Annotated in this window: 9 protein-coding genes; 7 read left to right on the top strand and 2 right to left on the bottom strand. The window is 56.0% G+C overall.

From position 1 onward, the window contains the following. The first annotated feature begins 83 nt into the window (after positions 1-83). Entirely contained in the window at positions 84-5,963 is a 5,880-nt protein-coding gene (locus DBR37_RS11300) for an Hpt domain-containing protein (protein WP_124574568.1), read from the top strand. Between the two features lie 46 nt (positions 5,964-6,009). Here the strand turns inward: DBR37_RS11300 and DBR37_RS11305 are convergent, their stop codons facing one another. Continuing rightward, positions 6,010-7,497 (bottom strand): deoxyribodipyrimidine photo-lyase, encoded by a 1,488-nt coding sequence (locus tag DBR37_RS11305; protein WP_124574569.1) that lies wholly within the window; start codon positions 7,495-7,497, stop codon positions 6,010-6,012. Between the two features lie 109 nt (positions 7,498-7,606). Between DBR37_RS11305 and DBR37_RS11310 the strand changes: the two genes are divergently transcribed. From DBR37_RS11310 to DBR37_RS11335, 6 genes are all read left to right on the top strand, one after another. Next, positions 7,607-8,272: a YqgE/AlgH family protein gene (locus DBR37_RS11310; RefSeq protein ID WP_124574570.1), complete on the top strand. Its 666-nt coding sequence runs from the start codon at positions 7,607-7,609 to the stop codon at positions 8,270-8,272. Positions 8,273-8,287: 15 nt separating this feature from the next. Beyond that, positions 8,288-8,683: a Holliday junction resolvase RuvX gene (gene ruvX, locus DBR37_RS11315; RefSeq protein ID WP_124574571.1), complete on the top strand. Its 396-nt coding sequence runs from the start codon at positions 8,288-8,290 to the stop codon at positions 8,681-8,683. Then, positions 8,658-9,182 carry a bifunctional pyr operon transcriptional regulator/uracil phosphoribosyltransferase PyrR gene (gene pyrR / locus DBR37_RS11320; protein ID WP_124574572.1) on the top strand — a complete coding sequence of 175 codons (525 nt, stop codon included), beginning with the start codon at positions 8,658-8,660 and terminating at the stop codon, positions 9,180-9,182. The genes ruvX and pyrR overlap by 26 nt, the downstream gene beginning before the upstream one ends. Beyond that, a complete protein-coding gene (locus DBR37_RS11325; RefSeq protein WP_012080796.1) occupies positions 9,175-10,134 on the top strand; it encodes an aspartate carbamoyltransferase catalytic subunit in 960 nt (319 codons plus the stop codon). Before pyrR ends, DBR37_RS11325 begins: the two co-directional genes overlap by 8 nt. 3 nt (positions 10,135-10,137) lie before the next feature. After that, the gene (locus DBR37_RS11330; RefSeq protein ID WP_124574573.1) at positions 10,138-11,421 is read left to right on the top strand and encodes a dihydroorotase; all 1,284 of its coding nucleotides are present in this window, start codon (positions 10,138-10,140) and stop codon (positions 11,419-11,421) included. Between the two features lie 67 nt (positions 11,422-11,488). Beyond that, positions 11,489-12,235, top strand: a complete 747-nt coding sequence (locus tag DBR37_RS11335) for a 1-acyl-sn-glycerol-3-phosphate acyltransferase (protein ID WP_124574574.1) — start codon at positions 11,489-11,491, stop codon at positions 12,233-12,235. Here DBR37_RS11335 and DBR37_RS11340 read toward each other — a convergent pair. Beyond that, the gene (locus DBR37_RS11340; protein ID WP_124574575.1) at positions 12,232-13,056 is read right to left on the bottom strand and encodes a symmetrical bis(5'-nucleosyl)-tetraphosphatase; all 825 of its coding nucleotides are present in this window, start codon (positions 13,054-13,056) and stop codon (positions 12,232-12,234) included. The genes DBR37_RS11335 and DBR37_RS11340 overlap by 4 nt on opposite strands. Positions 13,057-13,142: the final 86 nt, after the last annotated feature.

The raw sequence follows: 13,142 nt of genomic DNA on the forward strand, positions 1-13,142 counted from the left end.
TCAGGCTTGCAGTGGCTTCGGCCCAATAGCAATTGCGGTGATCGACCGGCACGGGTTGATCACCTTCGCACCGCGAGGCAGTCATGAATACCCCTACCTCCCCATTGTCGCAAGGCAGCAGGGAACACTTCGATACCGGCCCTTTGTCATGGGTGATCGGTGAAATCAGCGGCGCGCTGACGCGTTCAAAAATCGCGCTGGGCGAAGCATTGATGCAAGATGCTGAAACCAGCTCGACCACCCTGCGTCATGCCAAGGCTTACCTGCATCAGGCGCATGGTGCCTTGCAAATGGTGGATGTTGATGGCGTCGTCATCATTACCGAAACAGTAGAAGATTTACTTGACCGTGTAGAGTCCGGTCAGTTGCAGCTGGACGACGCCAGCGTACAGGCGATCACGCATGCCTATCAGGCCTTGCTGGAATATCTGGAAGAGTTGCTGGCAGGTGTGCCGCATCAGCCAGTGCGTTTGTTCCCCTACTATCGCGCGCTGTTGCAAGTACGCGGTGCGGAACGTATACATCCGGCCGACCTGTTTTTCCCTAATCTGGCAATACGCCCGCAGCTGCCGTCGGCAACCGTCAAGTTATCGCACGATGATTATGTCGGTTTGCGCAAGCGCTTTGAGCGCGGTTTATTAATGTTCCTGAAGAATGCTGCTGATGGTTCCGCCATCGCCAGTGCACAGGCCATGCGCGATATCGTCCTGCGTGTGGAGCAGGCACAGAATACGCAACAGGGGCGCAGCTTCTGGTGGGTCATGCGCGGTTTCGCCGAAGCCGTCGCGGGCGGACAGGTACCAAATGAACTCTACGTCAAACAATTGTTTGCACGTATCAACCTGCAGATACGCCGTCTCAGTGAAGGTTCGTCCAGCATCACCGAAAGATTACTGCGCGATGCCTTGTTCTTCATTGCCAAGGTCGAGCATCCGTCGCCGGTAGTGCAACAAATCCGTACCGCTTATCAGCTCGATGGCGTCGTCCCGGCAGATTATGAGAAGAAGCGCTACGGTCAGATCGATGCGCAGGCATTGACACAGGCCAAGGAACGCCTGATGCAAGCCAAGAATTTCTGGAATCGCATCGCGGGCGGTGATGCCAGTGTTGCCACGGCTTTTGAAAAAGAAATGGGTGCTCTGGCAGAAGCTGGTGCACGCCTGAATGCACCAGCGCTGGCCAAGTTGCTGCGTGAACTGGGCGGTATTGCACGCCATGCGGCGCATACGCAGCCGGGCGATAGCCTGAGTCTGGAAATCGCGACCAGCCTCTTGTTTGTTGAAAACGCCTTGCAGCAAATCGGCCACCTGGCGGAAGACTTTGCTGAACGTGCTGACGCGGTGACTGCTCGTTTGTTGTCGGCGGTAGCCGGGGAGCAGCTGACAGAATCGGCATCCTGGCTGGACGATATGTCGCGTGAAGCGCAAGAACGCCAGACCATAGGTGCGCTGGCGACAGAAATGCAATCCAGCTTGCGTCAGGTCGAGAAGCTGCTTGATGAATATTTCCGTGACACTACACAACGTAGCGGCCTCACTGATATCGATACCATCCTGCATCAGATCAGTGGTGCTCTGGCGGTGCTGGAGCAGGACGATGCGGTGCTGGCAGTCGAGCATACGCAAGCGGCAGTACGTCGCTTCATCGAAGCTGAAGATGAGCCTTGCGTACAGGAGTTTGAACAAGTCGCACAGAACGTAGGTGCACTGAGCTTCTTTATCGAGACCTTGCAACTGCATCCGGACGGAGTAAAAAATCGTTTCTCCTTTGATCAGAAACTGGGCGTCTTTCACGCCCGCCTCACAGAGAAGAATCAGCCGGATGACAGTGCGCTGGATGTGGTACTGACACCGATACATGACGAAGGTGCGCCGGTACCGGCTGACCGTGCTTTTGACGCTCCTGATTTGCCTACGGTCGAGGCAGAACTCGCTTATCACCAGAAACAATCGGAAGAGCTGGCGATCTCTTTGCTGGCTGAGCCGGACAATTCCTTATTGCAGGAACAATTACGCGAATCGCTGGAACAGGTAAGACTGGATGCGACCCTGGTCGATAATCCGGAAGCCAATGACAGGGCGCGTGCCGTGATCGATATGCTGGAGCATCCGGCTTTCGTCGCGTCGCAGGATACGATGGAAGACGTGGCGCTGGCAGCTGCCGCGCCAGCCAGGCCGGTTGCTCAGATAGAGGAAGAGGCGCCGCGCGCCACACCGGTCAGCGACGAAGCCATCGATGCAGAACTGCTCGAAATCTTTTTGTCCGAGGCAGTCGAGGTGCTGGATTGCGTCAGACTAACCATACCGGAATCGCGCAATGCGCCGCATAACCAGGAATACCTGACCACGCTGCGCCGTTCTTTCCACACACTCAAAGGCAGCGGCCGCATGGTCGGCTTGCAGGCACTCGGCGAAACCGCCTGGAGTGTCGAGCAAGTCCTGAATTTGCGCCTGTCTGAAACACGTGGCGGCGATCCTGATTTGTATGCCTTGCTGGATAGGGCAACACAGGAACTGGATGCCTGGGTCAACGATTTGCTGACGCAAGGCCGTTCGGATCGCCAGGGGCTGGCGCTGATCAATGCGGCGGAACGCGTGAAGAATAATGCAGGCTTTCACTACGAAGCTGCAGAGGAAGTCGCGCATGAAGCTGCCCCTGTAGTGGCAGACGTAGTTGCCGAAGCTGAGGATGGCCAGGTAGCAGAAGCAGACACTGCACTGGAATTCAGCGCTGAAGAAACACCTGTTGTCACGGAAGCGGAAGAGCTGGAATTAAGTGATGAAGAATTGGCGCAATTCCGTCAATTCGATGCCGCGCCTGAAGCGATAGAGGCCGAGGCGAAAAAGGCACAGCCAGCTGGCGAGTTTGATCATCTGCAGATAGCTGATGTCATCGATTTCCCGAACAAGCCTACGCCGCTGAAAACAGATGACAACATCAAGTACATCGGCGATCTGGAAATCAGTCTGCCGTTGCACAATATCTATCTGGCTGAAACCGACGAATTGGTGCGCTTCCTGTCCCAAGACATCGGTGAGTGGCGGCATGAACCTGATCGTCAGGTGAATACACAAATTGTGCATGCTGCCCATTCGCTGGCCGGTAGTTCCGCTACTGTTGGTTTCAAGCCGTTGCAGGAAATTGCCTATGCGCTGGAAACAGTGCTGCAATACCTGGCGCGTAAACCGGTCAAATTGCTGGTCTCCGAATACGATGCACTGGAGCATGCGGTTGGTCGCATACGCTTTATGTTGCAAATGTTTGCCCTTGGCGAAATGCCGGACGCAGAACCGGATCAGGTCGCTATTCTGCAAAGCATGCCGGAAGATTTCGAAGCCCGTTCAGGTTTGCGGAATGGTTACGTGGCGCCTGAAGAAGCGGAATACATAGAGCCGGAAGCCGCCGCGCCATTGCCGGACTTTCCTGAGCTTAATGAACAGGTATTTGTTGCGCCGACTGCAGAGACAGTTCCGGCGGCAGTACAGGCCGATATCGACCAAACGTTGCCGGCACAGACGGATAGCTACCAGGCCGATCCAGTTTCGTTTGCTGAACCTGTTTACCCGCAACTGGATGAGGAATTAAGCGATCCCGCCTTGCTGATCCGCGATGAAATCGATACGGATTTATTGCCGGTATTCATAGAGGAAGGCCGCGACATGCTGCCGCAAATGGGACAGGCACTGCGGGCCTGGCAACAGGATCTGGGTAATACCTTGCTGCCGCAATCCTTGGCGCGTTTGCTGCATACCGTTAAAGGGAGCGCACGCATGGCCGGCGCAATGTCGCTAGGCCAGCATATGCACGAGATGGAAACCCGGATCGAGAATATTACGCACGCCGGTCATCCATCCAGTGCCGCTATCGAAGATTTGCTGGCGCGTTACGATCAGGGCCTCTATCTATTCGAGCAATTGCAAAGCCAGAATACGGCTGCAGCACCTGCGGCCGCAGCAGATGCGATGGCTACAACAGCAAGCCTCGCGCCGAAAGCGGAGCTGCCGCAAATTCATAATGCAATGCCGGTAGCGCCGCATCGCCTCGCGCCTATCGTGCCGAATGCCGGTGCACTGGCCGCGACTGCCGCTGCGCCTTTGGTGCGGGTGCGTGCCGACATCCTGGATCGTCTGGTCAACCAGGCGGGTGAGGTTTCGATCTCGCGTTCCAAGCTGGAAACTGAAGTCGGTACCTTGCGCCAGTCCATGGGCGAGTTGTCGGAAAACGTCGTGCGTTTGCGTGAACAGTTACGTGAAATTGAAATGCAGGCGGAATCGCAGATTACATCGCGTATGGGTATTTCGGCTGACCGCGAATTCGATCCGCTTGAGTTCGATCGCTTCACACGTCTGCAGGAGCTCACGCGCATGATGGCGGAGAGTGTGAACGACGTCGGCTCGGTGCAGCAAAACCTGAGTCGCACTATCGACAGCGCTACGACTGACCTTTCTACACAAGCGCGTTTGACGCGTGATTTGCAGCAGGATTTGATGCGCGTACGTATGGTGCAATTTGCCAGCATCTCTGAGCGCTTATTCCGCGTCACACGCCAGGCTTCGAAAGAAACCGATAAACGTATCAATCTGGATATCCGCGGCAGCGCGGTCGAGATCGACCGGGGCGTGCTGGAAAAAATGGCGGGTCCGTTTGAGCACTTGCTGCGTAATGCGATTGTGCACGGTATCGAGTCACGTGAGAAACGCCAGGCGGCAGGCAAAAATGAAACAGGCCAATTGCGTATCGAAATCCGGCAGGAAGGTAATGAAGTAGTCATTCATTTCTCTGACGATGGTCAGGTTCTGAATCTCAACAACATCCGTAACAAGGCAGTGAGCAGCGGCTTGTTGACGAACGAGATGGAATTATCGGATACCGAAGTCACCGATCTGATTTTCCATCCGGGCTTCTCCACCGCGGAAGAAATCACGGAACTGGCTGGTCGTGGCATCGGCATGGACGTCGTACGTTCGGAAGCAGCTTCGCTGGGTGGTCGTGTTGCGATCGCATCGGAAGAAGGTAAGGGTGCACAGTTCACGATCCACTTGCCATTGACGCTGGCAGTGACGCAAGTCGTATTGCTGTCCACTGGCGGCAAGACTTACGCTGTGCCATCGGTACTGGTCGAACAAGTGCAGCAATTGAAAACCGGTCCGCTGGCGGCCGCCTATAACGAAGGTGCGGTGATGTGGCAATCGCAACGCGTGCCTATGCATTATCTGTCCAGCTTGCTGGGCGATCAGCAGGTGGCGCCGGTCACGCAGCAATACTCACCTTTGCTGATTTTGAAGAGTGGCAGTGAACGCGTCGCCTTGCACGTCGATGAAATTCTCGGCAACCGTGAGGTCGTGGTAAAAAACATCGGGCCGCAGCTGTCGCGCATGATAGGGATAGCCGGTGCGACTGTGCTGGGTTCCGGCGAGATCGTCCTGATCCTGAATCCGGTGCCGCTGGCACAACGTGCGGCACTCGACAATATCCGTGCGCCACGCCTGACGCCATCCGATGCACCTGAGGGCATGGGGGCGATTGCAGAGATGGCCGATTCGAATGTGCCACGCGCCGCGCCGGTACAAGGTTTGCGTACACAGTCTATCGTCATGGTGGTTGATGATTCATTGACCGTGCGCAGGGTGACGCAGCGTTTGTTGACGCGTGAAGGTTATCAGGTAGTGCTGGCGAAAGATGGTGTCGATGCTCTGCAGCATTTGCAATCGGTCACACCGGATGTGATGCTGGTCGATATCGAAATGCCGCGCATGGACGGCTTCGATCTGACGCGCAATATACGTGACGACGAACGCACACGCGATATTCCTATCATCATGATTACGTCGCGTACTGCCAGCAAGCATCGCAACTATGCGCTGGAGCTGGGCGTGAATGAATACCTGGGCAAGCCATATCAGGAAGATGTATTGCTGAAGTTGATAGCCGGTTTCGTAGCAAAGGCCGCAACGCTTAACTAAGCAATCGCCATACGTAAAAAATCCCGCAGTTCGCTGCGGGATTTTTTTATGGTCGCTCGTCTTCTACCGTGACTTTCTTCACGACTGCGTAGCGCTGCAAGGTACGTGCGCGTGCTTCGTCATGTTGCAGCAACGGATGTGGATAGTTCTGTCCCAATGTGACGCCGGCCATTTGCAATTCCATGGTCGGTACGCGCCACGGCGCATGGATGTGCTCGCCCGACAGTTTCGCCAGTTGCGGCAGGTAGCGGCGTATGAATTTGCCATCCGGATCGAATTTTTCCGACTGTGTCAGCGGATTGAAAATGCGGAAGTAAGGTTGTGCATCACAGCCGGAAGACGAAGCCCATTGCCAGCCGCCGTTATTGGCAGCGAGGTCGAAGTCATTCAACTTCTCGGCGAAGTAACGTTCACCCCAGCGCCAGTCTATGCCCAGATCCTTGATCAGGAAGGACGCAGTCACCATGCGCAGTCGGTTATGCATATAGCCGGTCTGGTTCAGTTGCGCCATCGCTGCATCGACCAGCGGATAACCGGTGCGGCCGTCGCACCAGGCCTGGAATATCTCTTCAGCATGCGGTCCGCTTTCCCAGACGATGGCATCGTAATCCGGCTTGAATGCCCGTTCGCGCACATGCGGATGCTGGTACAGGATCATGAAATAGAAGTCGCGCCACACCAGTTCGGATAGCCAGACTGCGGCGCCACTGCCACCAGCACCTATGCGTATTGCATCCAGCGCCCGTCTGACCAGTGCGCGTATCGATACCGTCCCAAAGCGCAGGTGTACCGACAGGTAAGATGGCCCTTTGACGGCAGGGAAGTCACGCGTGCTGTCATAGTTGCGCATGCGCTCGGCAAAGTCGTCCAGCAAGTCCTGGCCACCCTGCATGCCAGTCGGGATGTGCAGTTCACTCAGATTTGTTTTTTCAAAGCCGAGTTCGCTGAGTGTCGGGATGGCAGGCGTGGCAGGTGGCAGCGGTGCGAAGTGGGCGCTGAGTGCCTCAACTTCATACGCTGGCAGTTCGGCTGGTGCCAGTTCGGTTTGCAGCTTTTTCAGCCATGCATTCTTGTATGGCGTGAATACGGAGAACGGTTTGCCGGCCAGTGACAAGACTTCGTCTTTTTCAAAAATAACCTGGTCTTTATAAGTGCGCAGCTCGCGTCCGGCTTTCTTCAGCGCCGTACCTACTGCCGCATCTCGTGCGATGGCCTGCGGTTCGTAGTCATGGTTGCAAAAGACTGCATCCACGCCCAGTTCGGCCGCCAGTTGCGGAATTGCCTGTGCCGCATCGGCATGGCGCACGATCAGACCGCCGCCGAGTTCGCGCAAGGCCGTGTCCAGTTCCAGCAGGCTGGCGTGGATGAATTCGACGCGACGGTCATATTTGGGCAGTTCATCCAGTATGCTGCGGTCAAAAATGAAGGCGCAATAGACCTGGCGGCTCAACGTCAGCGCATGGTGCAGGGCGGCATGGTCAAAGCTGCGCAAGTCGCGGCGGAACCAGACCAGGGATTTTTCAAATAGCAGCATGGGGGTCTTAAAATTCAGGGTTAAACAAAAAATATGAAAAATATGGGCAAAATCGATCCGGACTGCGGTTTGGAAGCGAGATTTCGGCTAAAACTGATAAAATACCGCCATGCCGAAGCAACGTAAGACTAGTAAATCCTCCGAACATCCCGATTCATCTTGGGAATCCCTCGATTTTTCCGCAGCACCTGATACTCCACCCCGCGAATCGCTGAACCTGGCCGATCATTTTTTGATTGCCATGCCATCCATGCTTGATCCGGTATTTGGTGGAACCGTAGTGTACCTGTGTGAGCATAACGCTAACGGTGCATTGGGTGTGATCATCAATAAAGCGACTGACATGACGGTCGATGTCTTGCTCAATCGCATCGATTTGAAGCTGGAAATCGCCCCCGAGCTGTCGGCGCTGGACAAAGCCCCGGTTCTGTACGGCGGGCCGGTGCAGTCAGACCGCGGTTTTGTTCTGCATGCACCGCGTGGCGACTTTACGTCGACTTTGCCGGTAACGGAAGATATTTCGCTGACCACCTCCAAGGATATTTTGGCGGCAGTCGCAATGGGCTCCGGCCCGCAGCGCTTGCTGGTCAGCCTCGGCTGTGCCGGCTGGGGTGCCGGTCAGCTGGAAGATGAAATTACCCGCAATGGCTGGCTCACGGTACGCGCCGACCCGGCCGTTTTGTTTGATCTGCCGCTGGAGCAGCGCTTTGTCGCTGCCATCAAATTGCTGGGAATAGACCCGATGATGCTGAGTGGCGAGGCCGGGCATGCTTGACGGGGCAGTGCGCTAGTGGAAACCGTACTGGGTTTCGACTTTGGCCTGAAGCGCATAGGCGTTGCGGTCGGCAATACATTATTGAAACAGGCGCAACCCTTGACGATTATCAGCGAGGCGACGAATGACGCGAAGTTTGCGGCGATCGCCGGGCTGGTGCAGGAATGGCAGCCGAGCTTGTGCATAGTGGGCCTGCCGCGCCACCCTGACGGGGCAGAGCATGAAATGACGGTGCGCTGCCGACGTTTCGCCAATCAGCTGCATGGACGTTTTAACGTGGCAACGGTGCTGGTGGATGAGCGTTATTCATCCGCAGTGATTTCTCATCAACGTGGTGAACTGATCGATGATCAGGCCGCCGCAATCATCTTGCAACAATACTTCGATGACTATACCCAATCCGAATCCTGATCACGCGCTCGACGCCGAAGCCCTGTACCAGGTACTGGCGCAACAAGTGAAAACCGGTCTCGCACAAGCTGAAAACGTAGCGATAGTCGGCATCCATTCGGGCGGTGCCTGGCTGGCGGAACGCCTGGCCAAGGAATTGCAACTGACCGAGCGCCTGGGTTTTATCGATGTTTCTTTTTATCGTGACGATTTTTCGGAAAAAGGTTTGCGTCCTGATGTGAAGCCGACCCAGATTCCATTTGATGTCGATGGCGCGACCATCCTGCTGGTGGATGACGTGCTTTACACCGGCCGTACGACGCGTGCCGCAATCAATGAGTTATTTGATTACGGTCGTCCGGCCCGCATCCTGCTGGCTGCGCTGGCGGATCGCGGTGGTCGTGAGTTGCCGGTGGCCGCTGACTTTGTAGCAAAAACGATTTCTATTCCCGGCCAGCAATCGCTGGTACTTCAACGGGCCGATGACGGCCGCTTTTCCCTGACGGTGGATCATGTTTAATCCGCAACTGAACAAAAACGGTGAGCTGCAACATTTGCTCACTATCGAAGGCCTGCCCAAGGCTAACATCCTGCACATACTGGACACGGCATCGTCCTTTGTCAGTATCGGTGACCGCGAGGTGAAGAAGGTGCCGCTGATGCGCGGTAAAAGTGTTTTCAATCTCTTTTTTGAAAACTCGACGCGCACCCGCACCACTTTCGAAATCGCATCCAAGCGTTTGTCGGCAGATGTAATCAACCTGAATATCCAGGCCTCGAGCTCGAGCAAGGGCGAATCCCTGCTCGACACCATCGACAACCTGTCCGCCATGCACGCCGATATGTTCGTCGTGCGTCATGCGCAATCGGGTGCACCTTACCTGATCGCCAAGCATCTGAGCGACACTTCGCAATCGCATGTGCACGTCGTGAATGCAGGCGATGGTCGCCATGCACACCCGACCCAGGGTTTGCTGGATATGTACACGATCCGGCACTACAAGAAAGACTTCAGCAATCTGACGGTTGCGATCGTCGGCGATATTTTGCACAGTCGTGTCGCCCGTTCGGATATCCATGCGCTGACGACACTGGGTGTGCCGGAAATCCGCGCCATCGGGCCACGCACCTTGCTGCCTAGCGGCCTTGAACAAATGGGCGTACGTGTCTTCACCGATATCAACAAAGGTTTGAAAGACGTTGACGTCATCATCATGCTGCGTCTGCAAAATGAACGCATGAGCGGTGCCTTGCTGCCATCCGCACAGGAATTCTTCAAGAGCTACGGCCTGACGACAGAACGTCTGGCATTGGCCAAGCCTGATGCCATCGTTATGCATCCGGGCCCGATGAATCGTGGCGTGGAAATCGAATCGGCAGTGGCCGACGGTACGCAAGCCGTGATCTTGCCGCAAGTGACTTTCGGTATCGCGGTGCGTATGGCCGTGATGAGTATTTTGGCGGGAAATTAAGAGATGAAAATTCATATCAAGAACGGCCATCTGATCGATCCGGCCAACGGCATCGATGCACAACAGGACGTCTTTATTGCAGCAGGAAAAATCGCCGGCATCGGTACCGCGCCGGAAGGCTTTGTCGCCAGCAAGGTGATTGATGCGACCGGCCTGGTCGTCGCACCTGGCCTGGTAGATCTGAGCGCACGCTTGCGCGAACCGGGCTATGAACACAAGGCAACGCTGGAATCGGAAATGCAGGCCGCGGTACAGGGCGGCGTCACCAGCCTGGTCTGCCCGCCGGATACCGAGCCTGTGCTGGATGAGCCGGGTCTGGTCGAGATGCTCAAGCATCGTGCCAAGTCGCTGAATCAGGCACACGTTTATCCGCTGGGTGCATTGACGTCCGGACTGAAGGGCGAGGCACTGACGGAAATGGCGGAGCTGTCGGAAGCCGGTTGCATCGGTTTCTCGCAAGCCGATAATCCTATCCTCGATACCACCGTCTTGTTGCGTGCGATGCAGTACGCAAAGACATTCGAATACACAGTCTGGTTGCGTCCGCAGGATCCGCATCTTGGTCGTACTGGTGTCGCGCATAGCGGCCCGGTTGCTTCACGCCTCGGCTTGTCCGGCGTGCCGGTGATGGCCGAGACCGTTGCCTTGCATACCATCCTGGAACTGGTGCGTGTTACTGGCGCGCGCGTGCATCTGTGCCGCATGTCCACTGCAGCCGGACTGGAACTGGTACGTGCAGCCAAGAAAGAAGGCTTGCCGATTAGTTGCGACGTCGGCGCACACCACATCCACCTGACTGAAAACGATATCGGCTTCTTTGATTCGAATGCACGTCTGACGCCGCCGTTGCGTAGCCAGCGTGATCGCGATGCGATCCGCAATGCTTTGCTGGATGGCACCATCGATGCAATTTGCTCGGATCACACACCGGTTGATGACGATGAAAAATTATTGCCGTTCGGTGAAGCATCGCCGGGTGCAACTGGTCTGGAATTGCTCCTGTCGCTGGCTTTGAAGTGGGCAGAAGACTGTGTCGATGGCAAGCAGCAATTGTCGCGCGCCATTGCAAAGGTCACGACCGATGCGGCACGCATCATCGGTTTGCAGTCCGGCCAACTGGCTACCGGTAGCGTCGCCGATATCTGCGTGTTTGATCCGGCACAACGCTGGACTGTATCGTCCAAGGTATTGGCGAGCCAGGGCAAGCACACTCCGTTCCTCGGCTATGAAGTCGCAGGGCAGGTGAAGGCTACTATCGTTGCCGGACACATTGCGTTCCAGCGCTGATTGCTACTTTTGGTTCACGCATGATTCTGTATCAGCTGATCGCTATCATCAGCGGCAAGGCGCAACTATGATCGCCTTGCCGTTTGTACGTGTAATGCTGCATTTGTTGCAGGGTTTGTGCACGAGCGCCTTCATTTTTCCGTTTATCAGCACCACCGGGCGCGATCAGCGCATCAAGAAATGGTCGGCTGGCTTGCTGGCTATCCTGCATGTCGAAGTCGAGATACACAACGATGCAGCATCGGCGGCGCAGGCCCTGATCGTATCCAATCATATTTCCTGGCTCGACATCTTCGTCATCAATTCCCTGCAACCTTGCCGTTTCGTTGCGAAAGCGGATATACGCAGCTGGCCTGCGCTAGGCTGGTTGTGTGCGAAGTCCGGCACCATCTTTATTGCACGCGGCAAGCAACGCGAAGTCCGCCGCGTATATGAAGGGCTGGTCACCAGCATACGTGCGGGTGAACGCATTGCGTTTTTCCCGGAAGGCACGACTGCGGCGCAAGGCCAATTGCTGGCCTTTCATCCGAATCTGTTTGAGGCAGCGATAGAAGCTGGCGTGCCGGTGCAACCGTATGCTTTACGCTATGTGGATGCACAAGGCAATTTGCATAGTGCTGCCGATTTCATCGGTGACATGACGTTTGTAGACAGCATGTTGCTGATCATGAAGACGCGCAAAATGACGGCGCAATTGACGCTACTGCCGACGATAGCGAGTACGGGCGAGCACCGCCGCGACTTGTCGCTGAAAGCGCGTCAGGCGATTGCCGCCAAGCTTTGTTACGACCAGCAGCCTGGAGCTGTGTCCTAGTTCTTCCCGGGTTTCTGGTGTTGTGGGCACTGGACTTGTATGGTGCTGCGGTCCTGCAGGTTCATGGCTGTCAACTGACCGCCCCAGACACAGCCGGTATCCAGTCCGATCACATTCGGTAACACCATCAGCCCCAGCGTAGACCAGTGACCGAAGACGATGGTTGTGTCATCGCTGCGTCGGTTTGGCGCTTTAAACCACGGCATTAATCCGGCCGGTGTATGCGCCAGGCCTTCGACCGCCTTGAAGTCCATGCGGCCATCGGCCTGGCAAAAGCGTATGCGCGTCAGTGCATTGACGATGCAGCGCAGGCGATCATCACCTTGTAGGCCGTCATCCCATATTGCAGGCTCGTTGCCGTACATTTTTTGCAGGAAGGCGACCCAGTCCGGGCCTTGCAGTACGGTTTCCACTTCGCGTGACAGCGCAACGGTCTGGCTGGCCGTCCATTGCGGCAAGACACCGGCATGCACGAATAAATGACCATCCTGCTCCATCGCCAGCGGCTGGTGCCGCAGCCAGCTAATCAGCTCGTCTCTGTCATCGGCTGCCATGATGTCGTCCAGTGTATCGCTCGCATGCGGTTTGCGCAGGCCGCATGCAACTGCCAGCAGGTTGAGATCATGGTTGCCGAGTACGATGCGGGCGCGTGCGCCGAGTGCGCGTACCTGGCGTAGTGTGGCGAGTGAACGCGGACCGCGATTGACGATATCGCCGACGAATACCAGCTTTGCTTGTGGTGCGACCGTATCGATTTGTTGCAGCAAGTCGTTTAATTGCGTCTGGCAACCTTGCAGATCGCCGATGGCGTAAGTAGTCATGTATGCAGATATCCGGTAAAAGCGGGCGTGATGCCAGACATTATCGCGGATTCCGCGATGAATTTCTGGCGGGCAGCAAAAGATAG

Origin of the sequence: Herminiimonas sp. KBW02 (genome assembly GCF_003852535.1) — a bacterium.
Taxonomy (GTDB): domain Bacteria; phylum Pseudomonadota; class Gammaproteobacteria; order Burkholderiales; family Burkholderiaceae_D; genus Oxalicibacterium.